A 17975-nucleotide genomic window follows, 5' to 3' on the forward strand; every position below is an offset into this window, starting at 1 on the left:
ATCATCGTAAACATTAATTGAAGCTGTGCTGATGCATTGATTCTACAGTGGGGAATATTGTTTTGGAACAAATTAGACATCAATCACGAAAAAGGGCAATGAAAGAATTATCAGATATTTAAATTCTTTCTGTCACTTCAAAAGTTATCACATCATTCTGGAAAAAATGAGTTACTTCAAAGAAAAAGAAGAATGAAGCAAAAAATTCGCATGACCGACATCGTAAACGCATCTTCTTTCGATGTATGGAAAGCGCTGACAGTGCCAGCACTCATGAAATTGTGGGCAGCGGAGCCTGAGTTAGCCTTAGAAATTATTACAGATTGGATGGAGGGTGGACCAATCATTATGAAAGGATTTCATCATATCCACTTCGAGAACAAAGGAAGGGTGTTAAAATTTGAACCTTATACTATTCTTCAGTATAATTTTCTAAGTTCATTGTCACGTTTACCGGATCGACCTGAAAATTATACGACAGTAACGTTTAAACTTGCACCATTAGAAAATCAGACATCCTTAACATTGACCCTTAGTAATTTTCCAACGGAGACGATCTATAAACATATTGATTTTTATTGGAGAACAACTTTTGGGATCATTAAAAATGTAGTCGAGAAGCAGTTTGGAATTTGATCGCGTTCACCATTCTGTCGTAATTCGCCCCCAAATTGCCGTGAATAAGCGCTTATGAAAAATATTACAATTCTACCTTTGTGAGGTGTCCAATCAGCTTTTGAGGAGACAAAGATAGGAGATACAGAAGATGAAAAATATTATACTAATTCTGATGTTGATAACAACGATTGTAAATGCCCAGCAAATGGAAATACAACTATACGATGGTAAAGCTCCTGGCTCCGAAAGCTGGACATGGCAAGAAGGAGTGAATAACAGGAATAGTGTGAGCGTTACCACTGTTTTCAATGTAGTTCATCCAACGTTAACAGTTTTTTCGCCGGCGGCTTCAGCCTCTAATGGAACAGCCATCATAATCTGTCCAGGAGGAGGTTTCCATTTTTTAGCGATTGATCACGAGGGAAACGACATCGCAAAAGTCCTAATACAAAAAGGTATAACGGTTTTTATTTTAAAGTACAGACTTGTGCGTATTTACAGCGAAAATCCGTTCGATGATATGCTGAACGCGCCTGATAAAAAGGCATGGGATGAGGAGAGTTTGCCGATAATACCATTAGCCATAGCAGATGGTAGGCAGGCGATTGCTTATGTGAGAAAACATGCAAAGAAGTACAACGTAAGCCCTGAACGTATAGGGATCATGGGATTTTCTGCAGGAGGAATGGTGGCTGCGTCTTCTGCGTTTGACTACACGATTGAAAATCGCCCGGATTTTGTCGTACCTGTGTATGCGGATATGCCCGAAAATAGAGTTGGTGCAGTTTCGCCAGATGCGCCTCCATTATACATGTTATGTGCACAAGACGATGAGTTTGGATTTGCTCCTCATGCTCTTAATATGTATAAAAAATGGTATGCTGCCAGGCGTCCCGTCGAAATGCATCTTTTTGGAAAAGGTGGACATGGATTCGGTATTGGAAGTCCTTCTAACACAACACACAATTGGATAAACCTGTTTTGCGAATGGCTGAAGATGCAGGGCATGATTAATTAGATTGTGCCCACATTCACTGCAGGGACCTTTCATGGCCTTCCTCATTGTTTGTTTGTTTTTATATCATAAGCAGGAATGATGGCATTGGTCTGTATTTCTTTAGGCACAAGTCATTATTTCGTTAATGTGCTTTGTGCCTTGTAATTGTTGATTTTTTATTTGGTCGATTTCAATCGTGATTGTTTAATAAAAAGATAACATTCAATTTGCTAGGGCCTTTTGTAAAAAAATTTCCTTGCAACGTTTTTTGATTGGAGATTGATTTATTTCATAAAGTATTATATTCAGAATTCTTTAGAGATAAACACTACGTATTTTTCAGAAGGAAATTTTATCCTGAAGAATCAAAGGCCAGTCTGCAAAACTCCAGTTCATTTGTACAACAAGAAATGTCAATCTTTAATCCATAATTAGTTCATCTAAAATGTAGTTTATGACCACAAGAAGAAATTTTATCAGACAGTCTCTTGCAGTTTCGGCAGGCATTGCCGGATTAAATCAGTTCCTTTCGATTCCCGCATTAGCAATGCCTAAACGGATGATGCAGACTGATGAAAAATGGCTTGAGCTACCGGAAGGATTTACAGCCAGGATGATTTCAAAATGGGGAGATAAAATGTCTGACGGATTTTTCGTTCCAGGCAAAGGCGATGGTATGGCCGCTTTTAATTTAAATGAAAAAGTAGTAGTGATACGAAATCATGAAAATAGTCCTTTGCCTGCAAAGTTTGGTCCTTATGGTGAAGATATGGCCTTGTTCAGCAAAGTAAACAAACTGAATGCATTTGATTACGGTTATGGAAAAACGCCCGGGCTAGGCGGTACAACTACATTGATTTACAATGAAAGCAAACAAGTGGTTGAACAGCAGTTTCTCAGCTTAACCGGAACATACAGGAATTGCGCAGGTGGACCAACGCCATGGGGTAGTTGGCTTTCCTGCGAAGAAGATACTTCTCCCAAGAGTGAGACTTCAGAAACAAAACATGGTTATAACTTTGAAGTTCCAGCTGCCAATAAAAAATTGTTGACTCCTGTGCCATTAAAAGAAATGGGACGATTCAATCACGAAGCGGTTTGTGTTGATCCAACAACTGGAATTGTTTATCAGACAGAAGATCGATCTGATAGTTTAATTTACCGGTTCATTCCAAAAGAACCAGAGAAGCTGCATTTAGGGGGTACGCTACAGGCGCTCGTTATCCGCGCATCAAAAGCCTTTGATACCCGGAATTGGGAAACACCTACCCTAAACGTTGGCGAGACGGTTGATGTGGAATGGATTACTTTGTCGGATGTTGATGCTGACGCGGATGACCTTCGACTCCGTGGACATGCACAAGGCGCTGCGTTGTTTGCGCGCGGAGAAGGGATGTGGTATGGTAACAAAGAGATTTATTTCGCATGCACGAATGGTGGAGCGAAAAAATGCGGGCAGGTCTTTAAGTATATTCCTTCACCCAGTGAAGGGAAAAAAGAAGAAAAGGATAATCCGGGTAAGTTGGTTTTATTCGCGGAACCCAACAACATGGATATTCTGAAGTTTTGTGATAATCTGACCGTAAGCCCTTGGGGAGATGTCATACTGGTTGAAGATTCTAAAGATTCCTATATACGTGGCATTACTCCGGAAGGTAAGATATATAACATCGGTAGAAATGTGGGATCGGATTCAGAACTTGCAGGCCTTTGTTTTTCTCCTTCCGGAAAAACACTTTTTGTAAATGTTCAGACACAGGGGTTAACGTTTGCCATAACGGGTCCCTGGAATAGTTTAAGAAAATAGATGTTAAGCATCAACAAATATTTCGTTTCTGGGTTTGTCGAAAAGTGATTGGAGACGAATGGCGTCGTGTTCATAAAATTTATTTAATTTCGAAGAATGCTGAAAATCTAAATAAAAAGTTGGCATGATGAATGAAATTCAATTGAGGCTAGAGCAAAACGGAAAAGGTGCTTTTATAATTGAAGATGCCGGCGAACGGGTCGCTGAAATGGAAATTGGAATTTCGGGTAATAACCTTATGGTATACCACACAGAGGTGGCGGAAGAATTAAAAGGGCAGGGGATCGCTAAAGATCTATTGTCCAAGATGGTGGAATATGCGCGACAAAAACAGTTGAAGGTAGTACCACTCTGTCAATACGTTAGTGCACAATTTAACAGGCACCCTGATCAATATGACGATATATGGAATCGCCACTGGCGTCAATAAGAAAGATTCTGTTTTACCTTTATCGGGTTTTGTTAGACTATGCTTGAGATTGTTATAGAAGCGCGAAAGGCGTCATTGGCACCAGGAATGGAAGTTCGCAGAATACTTCCGTTTCGGATGCGACGAATGGTAGGCCCATTTATTTTTATGGATCATGCAGGTCCGGTGACGGTCCGTCCGGAAGAGGCACGTACCATGGATGTATTGCCCCATCCGCACATCGGTCTGTCTACTGTAAGTTATCTATTTGGCGGACAGGTTACGCACCGGGATAGCCTTGGCGTTGAGCAGATCATACGGCCCGGCGAAGTAAATTGGATGACAGCTGGCAAGGGCATTGCTCATTCCGAACGATTTGAAGATCCCGCTGCGTTAGCTGGAGGTCAACTGGAAATGATTCAGACTTGGGTAGCGCTTCCTGAAAAGGATGAAGAATCCACACCGACATTTGTAAATTATAAACCGGATGTATTACCTGTATTTACAGATAAAGGAGTATGGATGAGATTGATTGCCGGAGATGCTTTTGGCTTGATGAATAAAGTTAAAACTCATTCCCCTTTGTTTTATGTTCATGTTTTACTGGAGAAAGAAACACGGTTCGGATTACCTAAGGAACATTCCGAACGTGGCGTCTATGTAGCCAAAGGAAGTATTGAGGTTTCGGGGCAAACTTATGTCGCCGGACAGCTATTGGTTTTTGGCAAAGGAGTAGACCCTGTGATCGTTTCTAAAGAACCTGCTACACTAATGTTGTTGGGGGGAGAACCCGTTGGCGAAAGATTTATCTGGTGGAATTTTGTTTCATCCCGCAAAGAAAGAATAGAGCAAGCCAAAGCAGATTGGAAAGAAGGAAGAATAATTTTGCCGCCTGCTGATAACCATGAATTCGTTCCCCTTCCTGAAGATCGCACGAGGCCGGCAGGTAACCCGTCGCCGCAGGCACTTTCTTGACAATCGGAAACCACAAATTATCAAGAGGTCCGTTCTCTGCATGCTGTCTTGAAAATATTCCTAAGAGAACACGATGTAAAATATTAGTTCTGAAATTAAATTAACAGTGTGATCTCAACATTAAGACTCATTCAATGAAAGCAGTTGTTTACGAGAAATATGGGCCACCAGAAGTTCTTGAACTTAGAGATATTGATAAGCCTGCACCCAGAGACAATGAAGTGTTGGTGAAAGTATATGCGACAACCGTGACTGCCGGAGACTGGCGCATGCGTAAAGCGGATCCATTCCTGGTAAGAATTTTCAGTGGTTTATTCAAACCTTCGAGGGTAAAAATACTTGGGTTTGAATTAGCTGGCGTGGTTGAGGAAGCTGGTAAACTTGTCAAGTCATTTAAAATCGGAGATCCGGTGTTTGCTTCATGTGGATTTAAATTTGGTGCATATGCTGAGTACAAATGTCTCCCTGAAAACAATGTGATTGCCATAAAGCCTTCCAACATGACATTCGAGGAAGCTGCAACAGTGCCGATTGGTGGCCTTACCGCCTTGCGACTTTTAAAACAAGGGGGGATAGGCCCAGGACATAACGTTCTCATATATGGTTCATCCGGAAGTGTCGGAACGTTTGCTGTACAGATTGCAAAATATTTTGGTACGCATGTTTCTGCGGTATGCAGTACTACAAATCTGGACCTGGTAAAATCACTCGGTGCAGATCATGTTATCGATTATACGAAGGAGGATTTTACAAAAACAGAAACGCGTTTCGATATTATTTTGGATGCTGTTGGGAAAACATCGAAATCAGTCTGCAAGAAATTATTAAAACCCACGGGCAAATATGTATCGGTATCAGGTTCTCCTAAGGAAAACCCGGATGATTTATTGGTCCTAAAAAAGATTATTGAATCCGGAAAGTTAAAAACCGTAATAGATCGGCGATATTCGCTTGCACAAATCAGGGAAGCACATGCTTATGTTGAAACATTTCATAAGAAGGGAAATGTGGTCATTAACGTATTTGAAAATGGAAATAAGGTTTGAGTTAGATTGGTATCCATTGTCGACGGATCACTGATCTTTGTTCTTTATCAAAAATGTGTTTAGTCAGAGAGCAACACGACCGGATAAACAATGAAAGCAAAATAAGTAAACCTTGAAGGTGACAACGAATCACCATTACTTTTAAATTTTACGGCGTTCCTGGACCCAACCCCGAGTGATATGATTAGAATATGTTTACTGGTATTTACCCTTTCCTTTTCAGTAGCCTGCCAGCCGGAAAAGGATAAACCAAATGATAATCATCAGACCCAATTTCAGGAACCCTATCGTTCCCAATTTCATTTTACGCCTCCGTCCGGGTGGATGAATGATCCAAATGGCATGGTTTATTATGAAGGCGAATATCACTTGTTTTATCAGCATTATCCGGATAGTACGGTTTGGGGACCGATGCATTGGGGGCATGCAGCTAGTAAAGATCTCATGCATTGGGAGCATCTACCCATAGCGTTGTTTCCTGATTCATTGGGATATATCTTCAGCGGAAGCGCTGTTGTTGATTGGAAAAATACCAGTGGACTGGGCAGTAAAACCAACCCTCCGTTGGTAGCGATTTTTACTTTTCACGATGCAGCAGAAGCGGAGAAAGGTAGGAACGATTTTCAGACACAGGGCATTGCATACAGTTTGGACAAGGGACGGACTTGGAAGATGTACGATGGTAATCCGGTATTACACAATCCTGGAATAGCGGATTTCAGAGATCCAAAAGTTTCATGGCATGAAAGCAGTAAGCAATGGATAATGTCGCTGGCCGTAAAAGATCATATTGAATTTTACAGTTCTCCTGATTTTAAGAAATGGAATAAGTTGAGCGAGTTCGGGCAAAGAGTCGGTGCTCATGGTGGTGTTTGGGAGTGTCCCGATCTGTTTCCCCTCAAGGACCAAAACGGAAACACAAAGTGGATTTTGTTTGTCAGCATTAACCCGGGTGGACCACAAGGCGGATCTGCCACGCAGTATTTTGTTGGCAATTTTGATGGGCAAAAATTCACGTCTCAGGATACGATCACCCGCTGGATCGATTATGGTCCTGATAATTACGCAGGGGTTACTTGGTCTGATATTCCCCAGAGTGACGGAAGAAGATTGTTTTTGGGATGGATGAGCAATTGGCAATACGGTCAGGTGGTGCCCACTGAAAAATGGAGAAGCGCCATGACGCTGCCACGCGAAATCTCCTTATTAAGAAATGTGGATGTCTACGAATTGAAGTTTTCTCCGGCTCGTGAAGTGAAGAACCTGGAAGGGACTCCTAAAAACTTCAATGAAGATGCGACCCTTGATAATCCTTTGTGTAAAATTTCATTTAAAGTAGATTCCTCGCAGACCTTTCTCCTGACGATTTACAATGAAAAGAACGAGAAGGTGATGATGTCTTTGAATGCTGGCGTTTTATCCTTCGATCGCAGGCAATCTGGTTTAACATCTTTTAACAAGGATTTTCCAGCTGTACACAAAGTGAACATGCATGACATAAACATCGAAACGTTGGACGTGTATGTAGACTTGGCTTCAATCGAGGTTTTTGTCAACGGCGGCGGACGTGTTCTGACAGAAATTGTGTTTCCTTCTGTACCCTACAATAAAATACGCTTAGAACAGGGCGACCCGCAGTTTGCCATTTCACCACTTTCGTCTGTTTGGAAATAATATATCCTTAAACGGTTGAATTGAACGAGCTAAATGAATTTTTGTAGTTAAAATGCTTTCCTTAAATGGTAATTTCTATTGCCCACCATGCGTTTTACCACATTCCCAATATGGTCATCATCATTCCCCAGGTTGGAAGTAAAACATGCTACACGGAGTAATTTTGAATCAACTGGTTTGCAGAAAATAGGTTTTGTTTAAGGACGAAAATGGTCTAACCTTTTTTCTTCTTACGGAAGAAGCTCCGAAAGCCATTCATTAAACAAAATGCTATACGTTTTGGCAGGGTTTAATAGTTGTATACGTGATCTCGAAACATTCAGGATTAGAGATACATATGAAAATTTTTAAGACGCGCGCAAAACATAAAGAAATTGCCGAACAACTATTACAGCAAAATAATTTATTAAATGAAGCTGCTTCCTTTATGAAGGAAATTGAACGAGGTAATCTCGATATGCCGCTTTCGGAAAAAATGATACAAGCAACGTTGGGTAAATCTCTTCTCGGCATTAAAGCTCATTTGCAGGACATAAAGAAAGGCGATAACGAACGTAATTGGTTAAATACAGGGCTGGCAAATTTTTCAGATATCCTTCGAAACAAGGAATCGAAGAAATTGGCTGCACTATCAGATGAGATTTTGAAAAATATCGTACAGTATCTAGGCGCTAACCAAGGGGCAATCTTTGTATTGAATGAAGAGGGCGAAGGAAAAGATCCATACCTGGAGATGATCTCCTGCTATGCGTATGAAAAGAAAAAATATTTGGAAAAAAGAATAAATCTTGGCGAGGGGTTAGTAGGTCAGTGTGTACTTGAAAAGGATATGATCTATTTAAAGAAAACTCCCGATGATTATGTGCGCATCACTTCTGGTTTGGGACAGGCAACACCCAAAGAAGTTTTGATTGTACCGCTTCTCATTAATGAAAAAAGTTTCGGTGTAATAGAGCTTGCGTCCTTCGAAGAATTTCCGCCTTACAAAATAGATTTTTTGAAAAAGCTTTCAGAAAATATAGCCGCTGCAATTAAAAATGTAAAGGAAGGTGACCGTATACTCACCTTGCTCCACTCAAGTCAGGAACAAGCTGAGGAACTGAGAGCGCAAGAAGAAGAAATGCGGCAGAATATGGAAGAGTTACAGGCAACGCAGGAAGAAATGCAACGTAAAAGTGACGAAATCGCGAAGGCGTCAGCGGAGATGATCAGCATTAAAAATGGTATTGATGCTTCCATGGCGACGATTGAATTCACGCCTGATGGTTTAATATTAGCAGCAAATCCGAATTTTTTAAAAGTGACAGGTTATAAGATCAGTGAACTTAAGGGTCGGCATCATAAACAATTGGTTCCAGAAGAGATCATTGATTCTGATGATTACAAAAAATTCTGGAGCAGATTAGCGGCAGGTGAATCTTTTACCGGAATTTTTAAAAGGCTTTCTGCTGAAAGAAAAATCATTTGGTTGAATGCCGTATATAATCCGATTCTTGATGCAAAAGGCGAAGTAGCAAAAGTTGTCAAGTTTGCGACCGACGTTACCGAGCAACAGGAACGTATTAGTGAAAATCAAGGACTAATAAGTGGTATGAATGCTACGATGGCGTTAATTGAGTTCACTCCGGATGGTACCATTCTTACAGCAAATGAGAATTTTACCAAGGCAATGAAATACAGTCTTGACCAGATCAAAGGAAAGCACCATAGTAAATTTGTCCCTAAAGAAATATTAGACTCGCCTGATTATAAGACATTCTGGAAACGATTATCATCGGGTGAAGCTATCGCAGGCGTCTTTAAACGTATCAATTCGTCTGGCAAAACGGTGTGGTTGAATGCTATTTATAATCCTATCCTAAACGCCAACAAAGATGTCGTAAAGGTCATCAAATTTGCAACGGATATCACACAGCAACAGGAGCTGCTGGCCGAGATAAAAAGTACTATGGAAGGTATTGAGACAACAATGGCAACAATAGAATTTAAACCTGATGGAACCATCGTTAATGCTAATAAGCTATTCTTAACGTCCATGAAATATACATTGGATGAAATTAAAGGCGAGCATCACAGCAAATTTGTTCCATTGGAAGTCAGGCACTCAGAAAGTTATAAACAGTTTTGGCCTACGCTGGCTTCCGGTAAACCTGTGAGTGGAGTGTTTAAACGTGTCGCTTCTGATAATTCGGTGGTATTGTTAAACGCTATTTATAATCCCATACTAGACACGGAAGGAAAAGTTATTAAAGTATTAAAGTTTGCAACAGACATTACTGCGTCCAGGAAAATGTTAGATGAGCTGGATTTAGAGAAGAATAAGGTTTAAGGGATTATCGTCCGTATTATTCCGGATCGACTGATTTTAAATTAAACGATAATATTTAATAGACAGACTTGTCTATTAAATATTATCGTTTTACATTTGCTGCTGTCAGGAGTAAATATGAGTAAAGAAACAGGACCAAAAGACCGGATACTGGAAACGGCTTCGAGACTATTCTACAAGCAAGGTTACAACAATACAGGAATCAACCAGATACTGGATGAGGCGAAAGTAGCAAAGGCGAGTTTGTACCAACATTTTGGGTCAAAAGAGGATGTAGGACTTGAATACCTGAAAGCTGCTCGCATAGAATGGTTCCAAGGTTTGGATAAATGGACCGGAAGTAAAGGTACGCCCTTGCAGAAACTTTATGCATGCTTTGACTTCCTCGAATATGCCCTTAGAAATAACGAGTTTCGAGGATGCAAATTTATCAATATGTTATCAGAGTTAGCGGATGCTGGTCCGGCAATGTTAAAGCAAATCGTTGAGCATAAAGCTAAGCTGCGAGATTACATTAAAACATTTGTAAAGGACGCCATGATGGAAGACTCCGCAAGGATCGAAACTATGGGAGATTCAATTTATCTATTATTCGAAGGTGCTATCGTTGAATCGAAAATTTACAAGGATGCATGGCCCGTTAAGTCAGCAAAGAAAATGGTAAAAATGATATTGGAAGAAGCGTAAAAAATTTTGTCTTTTAAATAGACAGACTTGTCTTTCTATTTTAAATAAAATGACCTGCGGTAAAAAAAAAATTATATGAAAGAACAGCGACACCCTGTACCACCATTCAATCAGCAGACAGCACTTCAAAAAGTAAAGGCTGCCGAAGATGCTTGGAATTCGAAAGACCCCGATCGTGTAAGCAAAGCTTATACAACTGATACCGAATGGAGAAACCGCTCTGAATTTTTGAAAGGGCGGGACGAGGTGAAAGCTTTTCTCGAAAGAAAGTGGAGGAAGGAGTTGGATTATAAACTTAGAAAGGAACTTTGGGCATTCACGGCGAATAAAATTGCCGTCAGGTTTGAATATGAATGGCATAATCCTGATGGCAATTGGTTTCGCTCGTATGGAAATGAGATGTGGGAGTTTGATGAGGATGGATACATGAGTAGAAGGTTTGCAAGCATCAATGATCTATCAATCCAGGCTGCCGACAGACATCTTTAATATTTTTTACGAATACAAATACACTATGAAAACAGCAATACTGGTTTTCTCTGATCCCAAGGCCGGGTCGGAGGAAGCACTCGGGCGGGTATTTAACGCCATGGCTACTGCATATGAAATTAAGAACGCAGGTGAAGAAGTCGGAATTTATTTTCAGGGCGCCGGTACCCGATGGCCCGAAGAGCTTCTTAAAAAAGATCATCCTGGACACAGACTATTTAGAGCGGTTCAGGATAACGTAGTAGGCATTTCGTGCGGTTGTGCCGATGTCTTTGGTGCTAATGCTTCCGGCTTCGACCTTATTACTGACAATAAGGTTCCTGGTACGACAGGACTTCCTAGCGTTTATGCAATTCAAAAACAGGGTTTTAATGTATTGACTTTTTAATCAAACTCCCCAGGAACAATTTCTGTTCCTGGGTTTCCCTATATGGAGAATATTTATCATCCAGGAGAAATCTTGGTACAGCAAAAAGCGAATGAAAGAACAATTGCTGATCGAAACGGAAGGGCTGTTACTAATAAAATAATTCCCGGCGCTATAAATTTTATCGAAAAGCTTCCGTTTGCAATCGCGAGTTCCAGAAATGAGGCTGGAGAAATTTTCGTTTCCTTCCTTTCGGGATCAGAAGGCTTTATCAGGGTTATCAACGATAGTCACATAGAGATCAACGTTGAATTAAGCTCCTCAAATCCTAACGATCAATTCTGGCGCAATGCGCAACTGGGTCAACATATTGGATTTCTCTTCATCGAGCCATTGACACGAAGGCGATATCGATTAAATGGCAAAATCGATTCAACTGGTAAAAAAATTCAAATTGTTTTGGAGCAGGCTTATCCCAACTGTCCAAAATATATTCAGAAAAGAAGTTTTGCGCGCGTTGAAAAAAATATTTATCCCGAATCAATCATTCAGGGACGTGAATTATCACCAGAGTTAATTTCTTTAGTCAAATCTGCAGATTGTATTTTCGTGGGTAGCGCAGATCTGAGCGGTTCAATGGATGCATCACACCGGGGAGGGCTACCCGGATTTATTCACATCACCAACCCGGTTACATTAATAATCCCAGACTATCCCGGTAACGGCATGTTTAACACGTTGGGAAACTTTATAACTAATCCGAACGCGGGAATACTTCTGTTGGATCACGAATCAAAAAGAACACTTCAAATCATCGGAAACGTTCAGATACACTGGCAGCTTCCCGATCTTTCATTAAATACGTCAGGAACAAATAGATCGTGGTCCTTAACAATACATCGTTGGATTCTCATGGACAATATGTTCGGACTGTCATCTGAGTTTATTGAATACTCTTCCTTGAATCCTACAATCTAATTGTCATGATTTAAATATCAATCTATTATTTCATAACGAAGAAAAGCAATTATAACTAATCTATTATGAATACGAGAAATACATCCCTTAGCCAAACTGTTCTGGAAATTCTTAATCGTGACTTAAATAAAGTGATACAGGAAATTGAATCCTACAAGAATGAAAATCATATTTGGTCGCTTGCCGGTAATATCGGTAATACAGGCGGTAACCTGGCACTTCATATTGCAGGAGCGATAAATCATTTCATCGGTGCAGTATTGGGGAGGAACGGTTATGTCAGGGAAAGGGATAAAGAATTTTCTGAAAAAAATATTACCCGCGACGAAATCCTATCCAAGGTTAAATCCGCGATTGAAACAATACACCAAGTTCTACCGGTAATTTCATTGGAGATTTTAGAAGACGAATTTCCGGAAAAACCGGGAGGGAAGTCTATGACAACTGGTTTTTTTATGATTCATCTGGTAAGTCATATTAACTATCATCTCGGACAAATTAATTATCACAGGAGGTTGCTAGATAAGAACCAATGACACATGTTCCACATCAACCAACAGCATTGCGCCACGTTCCATAATCTGTGGCTGATATATGCATACCGTTAGATAAATTAGTTAGCTGAAAATATTCTACGGCATTCCAAGTATCATTCAAAAATATATAACTGGACAAAATAATATTATCAAATGATAAAATTTGATAAATAACCGCTTTCCTGCGAGCCTACCTTACAGATACAATTTCGGATGAGTGACGTCCGACTTGTAACGTCCTGATATAAACCTGGCGTATTAGTTAATTTTTAGAAACTCCTTCATAAAGAAGTGTGTCCTTACTTTTGAAGGAGACAGTTTGTTAGTATGTCTACCCATAAATAATAACGTATGATAAAATCAATTACTAAACTTAAACATGTATTGCGGTTAACGCTTTTATTGAGCATGTTAACAGCGATGCAAGGTGCTTTCGCTCAACACAATGTTACCGGAACCGTTCTTTCGGTAGATGGTGAGTCGTTACCTGGCGCAAACGTTGTCCTTAAGGGTTCAACACAAGGAACGATTTCGGACGCGAATGGAAAATTTGAAATTACCGTCCCCGGCCCCCAGGCAATTCTCGTCATAAGTTTTGTTGGTTATACCAATACGGAAATTCCAGTCGGTGATCAAACGAATATTACAGTTAACCTGACGCCCGACATAGCGTCTTTGCAAGAAGTTGTCGTTATAGGTTATGGAACACAACGCGCTCAGGATGTTACTACCGCTGTTAGTTCGGTAAAACCCAAGGAATTTGTGCCCGGTGCCGTTCGCAATGTTGGCGAACTTTTGAGAGGGAAAGTGGCAGGGCTGTCTATCGGTACGCCTACTGGTGACCCTAATGAAGATGCCCAATTTTTATTGAGAGGTATTACTTCGTTGTTGGGTTCATCAGAGCCACTGGTTCTTATTGATGGTTTTACGGGTGATCTGAATTCCATCTCCCCGAGTGATATCGAATCTGTAGATGTCTTAAAAGATGCATCGGCCTCAGCTATCTATGGAACTCGCGGAAAAAATGGTGTCATTTTGATTACCACGAAAAAAGCAAAGGGAGAAATGAAACCTGTTGTCGAATATTCGGGCTATGTATCTACCGACCGTTTTCTGAAAAAAGCTGATTTTATGGATGCAAACGAAGTTCGTAGCCAGATTGCAGCCGGAAATATTGAACCTGCGTATGACCTCGGTGGAAATACCGACTGGCTGGACGAAATTACCAGGAACCCCATAAATCATTTTCACAATGTTTCACTCCGCGGCGGAACCGGTAGATCTACTTATGTCATCAATACAAGCTACCAAAAAGCGGAAGGTATGTTTCTTAAATCTGATAATGAGGAATTAAAGCTCCGCCTCGATCTGGGCCACTATTTGGTAAAAGATAAATTGAAGTTAAATGTGAATGTGTTAAAAGGTATTCAGCATATCGGAAGCTTTGATAGAGATATTTATCGTCAGGCACTGATTAGAAATCCGACTGACAACGTGAAAAATAACAATGGTGAGTGGGTAGAACACACCGATCAGTTCCAGTATGAAAATCCTGTATCGCGGATTAAAGAACAAATCACAGATAATAAACAAGATTGGACCTGGCTAACTACTTCACTTTCTTATTATCCCATCGAAGATCTTGAACTTAAGATCGCAGGATCACAGCATGATTGGAGAGAAGATATCGGATGGTACCAGTCAAAAAAACACATCTCTGCTTTACGCGGAAAAAATGGGGTGGCGTATGTAAGCAATGCCGAGCAGACAGAAAAATTCCTTGATCTCACGGCAGATTATTCTAAAACAATTGACAAACATCGAATTAGCGCATTGTTAGGTTATAGTTACCTCGATTACTATTATTCGAGAAACACCATCACCAACTTTAACTTCCCAACCGATGAATTTTCTTACCATGCCATTCATTTAGGACAGGCACTAGCGCAAGGGTTGAATGGATCGGGTGTAAACATTGACAAGAACGCTACTAGTGATATGTGGCCAAACTATTCCAAACTAATTGCATTTTTTGGTCGAGTAGGGTATGGGTTTGATGATAAGTACAACATCCTGGCAAGCTTGCGATATGAAGGTTCGTCTAAATTTGGTGCCAATAATCGTTGGGGATTGTTTCCGTCTGTTTCCGTTGGATGGACGCTCAGTAACGAGAGCTTTCTTGCCGATGCAGATTTCGTTAGCAATTTAAAACTACGGGCTGGTTTTGGTAAAACAGGATCTACACCAAATGATCCATATCAATCGCTGGTTCGGTACAGGTACGATGCGGGTAACTATTATTTTAATGGCGAAGATTGGGTATATATTTTGGCCCCTGTCGGGAATGCAAATCCTGACCTTGGTTGGGAAACCAATACGGAATATAACATTGGTGTGGATTATGGATTTCTCCAAAACCGCATTTATGGAGCCATCGACTATTATGACAGACGCCTTGAAGACCTCTTATACAATTATCCCGTACCAGTGCCACCAAACCTGGTAGGCACAACGTTGGCGAATGCGGCCTCTATGGTAAATAAAGGGCTGGAAATTTCGTTGAGCCTTGTTCCTGTCACGACATCAAAAATTGAGTGGGTTTCAAGTATTAATTATTCTAGGAACACCAATAAACTGAGCTCATTGTCAAGCAGTGAATTCAAATTGGCGAATGACTTTTTATTTGAAGGATATACGGGCGATCCCATCCAAATGTCCACTCACAAATTGGAAACCGGAAGGCCGATGGGAAGCTTCTTTGGTTATAAAAGTGTTGGCATTACCGAAGATGGCATTTGGTTGATCGAAAATTCGAAAGGAGAGCAAAAGCCCATCACTGATGTTACCGAAGATGATCGTCAGATATTAGGAAATGGTTTGCCTAAATGGTACCTGGCGTGGAATAACACTTTCAGGTATGGAAATTTTGATTTGAATGTCACGATGCGTGGCGCGTTCGACTATCAGATATTAAATACGCAGCGAATGTTTTATGAGAATCCTACCATCGTTTACAATAGACTTAATTCTGCTTTTAATACCATCGATGGAAAAGTGTTAACCTCACCGCAGTCGTATGTGAGTGCATATGTGGAGGATGGTGACTTCTGGAAAATTGACAACGTCACGTTGGGATATAATTTTAATGCGTCGAAAGTGAAGCAATTTGCGGCGGCGCGGGTCTATGTTTCGGCTTCAAACCTCGCAACGTTTACCGACTACAAAGGTATCGACCCTGAAGTAAATCGCGCCGGACTTGCTCCGGGAGTGGATGAAAGAGACAAGTATCCAACGGTACGTTCTTTTACACTCGGTGTAAATCTTACCTTCTAATTTCCATTCATTCAAAGCTAACACTATGAAATCAATATTTATAAAACTCAATCCGCTTGTACTTACACTTCTCCTGTTTGTTTTTTCCTGTACTGACTTAAGTGAGGATCCTTATGATCTATTAACGGAGTCAGACATCGGCGATACGCCTTCGCCGGATGTGTTGGAGGCATTGACAGCGCCTGTCTACACCCGCTTAACAGATTTAATGTTCGGATGGCATGGCTATTTTGATCTTCAGGAAGAATGTTCTGATATCATCGTAACACCGGCAAGGCCCAACGGCTGGGTTGATGGCGGAACCTATCGTAATTTACACATGCATTCCTGGAACTCTTTTCAAAGTCAGCCTAATTCATTATGGAACCGGGCATTTGGATCCATTAACTTGTTAAATACACGGATTGCTCAATATCAGACTAAGCAAGGATTCGAAGGAGCAATTGCTGAATTACGGGCTTTGCGTGCATTATATTATTACCTCCTCCTTGATAACTTTGGAAACGTGCCAGTTGTAACCGAAGTTGATTTGCTAAACAAAAACGCGACGCCAGAACAAAAGAGCAGACTCGAAGTTTTTGAATTTGTGGAGAACGAACTGACTGAAGTAATGCCATTGCTCAATGAAGCAAAGGTGTATGGCAAAATGAATAAGTGGACAGCAAAGATGGTTCTTGCCAAGATTTACTTGAATGCGGAAGTCTATATCGGAGCGGCAAAATGGAATGATGCAATCGCTCAGGTGGATGATATTATTGCAAGTGGATTATACAATCTGGAAGCGAGTTACAGCGCGAATTTCTCGGTGAAAAATGAAACATCCAACGAACAGATTTTTTCTATTGTTTATGATGCTACGCGATCTGGTTGGTTACACTACCCCTGGAAAACGCTTCACCCTTCCAGTGCCGCCACTTACGATCTCGCAGAGCAACCATGGGGAGGGAGTTGTGCCATCCCTCAATTTATTGACACATATGATACTGATGACGCGAGAATAAATATCTGGATTAAAGGACTGCAATTTGCCAGCAATGGAACGCCAGTCTATAATTCGATGGACCCAGCGTTAAGCAGTGTTCAATTGAATTACACAAAACAAATTGGGAGCGTAGATGAAACTAAAGAGTATGAAGGATACCGCGTTGGTAAATTTGAAATTGAGCGTGGTGTAACAGGGACTGCTATCAGCAATGATGTTCCTTTGTTCCGTTATGCCGATGCATTGATGATTAAAGCGGAATGTTTACTACGTCTTGGACAACCCGACGCTGCGGCCACAATAGTGACGGAAGTCAGGCAAAGAGCGTTTCTGGAAAATCCTGCTAACGCGGTGGTTACTGGAAGTGAACTCATGGCAGGCAGCAAATACAATTATGGAAAGTATGAAAACGGTGTATTGCTAACAACGGAAGGAGGGGCTGACATACAATACGGCAGATTTTTTGATGAGCTGGGGTGGGAGTTCGCAGCGGAGTTTCATAGACGACAGGATATGATAAGGTTTGGCGTATTTACTTCAAAGTCATGGCTGAGCCATTCTCCTAACGGAGAACATAGGACGATTTTTGATATTCCACAGTCTGTACTGAATGCGAATCCAAACCTTCAGCACAATCCTGGTTATAATTAATCAATGTAATACAAACTCGTCTTTGATGCGTGCTATCACCATCCTGATAGCGCGCACCAATATGACTTCTAATCAAGGCGTTTAGGTAGCACAAATT

At 40.8% G+C, this 17975-nt stretch carries 15 protein-coding genes; all 15 read left to right on the forward strand.

Features of this window, described 5'->3' with window-relative positions; all coding sequences use genetic code 11:
- The first annotated feature begins 192 nt into the window (after positions 1-192).
- The 15 genes from P2W71_RS12220 to P2W71_RS12290 all read left to right on the forward strand — a co-directional run bounded on the left by P2W71_RS12220 (position 193) and on the right by P2W71_RS12290 (position 17878).
- Positions 193-636 carry an SRPBCC domain-containing protein gene (locus P2W71_RS12220; RefSeq protein ID WP_276371339.1) on the forward strand — a complete coding sequence of 148 codons (444 nt, stop codon included), beginning with the start codon at positions 193-195 and terminating at the stop codon, positions 634-636.
- A gap of 187 nt (positions 637-823) precedes the next feature.
- Complete coding sequence (locus tag P2W71_RS12225; RefSeq protein WP_276371342.1) at positions 824-1636, forward strand: alpha/beta hydrolase; 813 nt, start codon at positions 824-826, stop codon at positions 1634-1636.
- A 433-nt stretch (positions 1637-2069) separates the two neighbouring features.
- On the forward strand, positions 2070-3422 hold the full coding sequence (locus P2W71_RS12230) for an alkaline phosphatase PhoX (RefSeq protein ID WP_276371345.1): 1353 nt from the start codon (positions 2070-2072) through the stop codon (positions 3420-3422).
- A 124-nt stretch (positions 3423-3546) separates the two neighbouring features.
- Entirely contained in the window at positions 3547-3852 is a 306-nt protein-coding gene (locus tag P2W71_RS12235; RefSeq protein ID WP_276371347.1) for a GNAT family N-acetyltransferase, read from the forward strand.
- Positions 3853-3891: 39 nt separating this feature from the next.
- Complete coding sequence (locus P2W71_RS12240) at positions 3892-4806, forward strand: pirin family protein (RefSeq protein ID WP_276371349.1); 915 nt, start codon at positions 3892-3894, stop codon at positions 4804-4806.
- Positions 4807-4940: 134 nt separating this feature from the next.
- A complete protein-coding gene (locus P2W71_RS12245) occupies positions 4941-5852 on the forward strand; it encodes an NAD(P)-dependent alcohol dehydrogenase (RefSeq protein WP_276371350.1) in 912 nt (303 codons plus the stop codon).
- 180 nt (positions 5853-6032) lie between these two features.
- Positions 6033-7526, forward strand: coding sequence for a glycoside hydrolase family 32 protein (locus P2W71_RS12250; RefSeq protein WP_276371352.1), 1494 nt, complete (start codon positions 6033-6035; stop codon positions 7524-7526).
- A gap of 337 nt (positions 7527-7863) precedes the next feature.
- On the forward strand, positions 7864-9855 hold the full coding sequence (locus tag P2W71_RS12255) for a PAS domain-containing protein (RefSeq protein WP_276371355.1): 1992 nt from the start codon (positions 7864-7866) through the stop codon (positions 9853-9855).
- 117 nt (positions 9856-9972) lie between these two features.
- On the forward strand, positions 9973-10542 hold the full coding sequence (locus P2W71_RS12260) for a TetR/AcrR family transcriptional regulator (RefSeq protein ID WP_276371358.1): 570 nt from the start codon (positions 9973-9975) through the stop codon (positions 10540-10542).
- A gap of 75 nt (positions 10543-10617) precedes the next feature.
- Positions 10618-11031: a nuclear transport factor 2 family protein gene (locus P2W71_RS12265; RefSeq protein ID WP_276371361.1), complete on the forward strand. Its 414-nt coding sequence runs from the start codon at positions 10618-10620 to the stop codon at positions 11029-11031.
- Positions 11032-11056: 25 nt separating this feature from the next.
- Positions 11057-11419, forward strand: coding sequence for a hypothetical protein (locus P2W71_RS12270; RefSeq protein ID WP_276371364.1), 363 nt, complete (start codon positions 11057-11059; stop codon positions 11417-11419).
- A gap of 42 nt (positions 11420-11461) precedes the next feature.
- On the forward strand, positions 11462-12376 hold the full coding sequence (locus P2W71_RS12275; protein WP_276371366.1) for a pyridoxamine 5'-phosphate oxidase family protein: 915 nt from the start codon (positions 11462-11464) through the stop codon (positions 12374-12376).
- Positions 12377-12441: 65 nt separating this feature from the next.
- Positions 12442-12912: a DinB family protein gene (locus P2W71_RS12280; protein ID WP_276371369.1), complete on the forward strand. Its 471-nt coding sequence runs from the start codon at positions 12442-12444 to the stop codon at positions 12910-12912.
- Positions 12913-13263: 351 nt separating this feature from the next.
- Positions 13264-16245, forward strand: coding sequence for a SusC/RagA family TonB-linked outer membrane protein (locus P2W71_RS12285; protein ID WP_276371371.1), 2982 nt, complete (start codon positions 13264-13266; stop codon positions 16243-16245).
- A gap of 25 nt (positions 16246-16270) precedes the next feature.
- Positions 16271-17878: a RagB/SusD family nutrient uptake outer membrane protein gene (locus P2W71_RS12290; RefSeq protein WP_276371374.1), complete on the forward strand. Its 1608-nt coding sequence runs from the start codon at positions 16271-16273 to the stop codon at positions 17876-17878.
- Positions 17879-17975 lie beyond the last annotated feature (97 nt).

Source organism: Chryseolinea sp. H1M3-3, from assembly GCF_029360725.1.
Lineage (GTDB): Bacteria > Bacteroidota > Bacteroidia > Cytophagales > Cyclobacteriaceae > Chryseolinea.

Excerpts from the sequence above, each read along its gene's own strand:
- P2W71_RS12220 (WP_276371339.1), top strand. The coding sequence starts at position 193 with ATGAAGCAAAAAATTCGCATGACCGACATCGTAAACGCATCTTCTTTC.
- P2W71_RS12225 (WP_276371342.1), top strand. The coding sequence starts at position 824 with ATGGAAATACAACTATACGATGGTAAAGCTCCTGGCTCCGAAAGCTGG.
- P2W71_RS12230 (WP_276371345.1), top strand. The coding sequence starts at position 2,070 with ATGACCACAAGAAGAAATTTTATCAGACAGTCTCTTGCAGTTTCGGCA.
- P2W71_RS12235 (WP_276371347.1), top strand. The coding sequence starts at position 3,547 with ATGATGAATGAAATTCAATTGAGGCTAGAGCAAAACGGAAAAGGTGCT.
- P2W71_RS12240 (WP_276371349.1), top strand. The coding sequence starts at position 3,892 with ATGCTTGAGATTGTTATAGAAGCGCGAAAGGCGTCATTGGCACCAGGA.
- P2W71_RS12245 (WP_276371350.1), top strand. The coding sequence starts at position 4,941 with ATGAAAGCAGTTGTTTACGAGAAATATGGGCCACCAGAAGTTCTTGAA.
- P2W71_RS12250 (WP_276371352.1), top strand. The coding sequence starts at position 6,033 with ATGATTAGAATATGTTTACTGGTATTTACCCTTTCCTTTTCAGTAGCC.
- P2W71_RS12255 (WP_276371355.1), top strand. The coding sequence starts at position 7,864 with ATGAAAATTTTTAAGACGCGCGCAAAACATAAAGAAATTGCCGAACAA.
- P2W71_RS12260 (WP_276371358.1), top strand. The coding sequence starts at position 9,973 with ATGAGTAAAGAAACAGGACCAAAAGACCGGATACTGGAAACGGCTTCG.
- P2W71_RS12265 (WP_276371361.1), top strand. The coding sequence starts at position 10,618 with ATGAAAGAACAGCGACACCCTGTACCACCATTCAATCAGCAGACAGCA.
- P2W71_RS12270 (WP_276371364.1), top strand. The coding sequence starts at position 11,057 with ATGAAAACAGCAATACTGGTTTTCTCTGATCCCAAGGCCGGGTCGGAG.
- P2W71_RS12275 (WP_276371366.1), top strand. The coding sequence starts at position 11,462 with ATGGAGAATATTTATCATCCAGGAGAAATCTTGGTACAGCAAAAAGCG.
- P2W71_RS12280 (WP_276371369.1), top strand. The coding sequence starts at position 12,442 with ATGAATACGAGAAATACATCCCTTAGCCAAACTGTTCTGGAAATTCTT.
- P2W71_RS12285 (WP_276371371.1), top strand. The coding sequence starts at position 13,264 with ATGATAAAATCAATTACTAAACTTAAACATGTATTGCGGTTAACGCTT.
- P2W71_RS12290 (WP_276371374.1), top strand. The coding sequence starts at position 16,271 with ATGAAATCAATATTTATAAAACTCAATCCGCTTGTACTTACACTTCTC.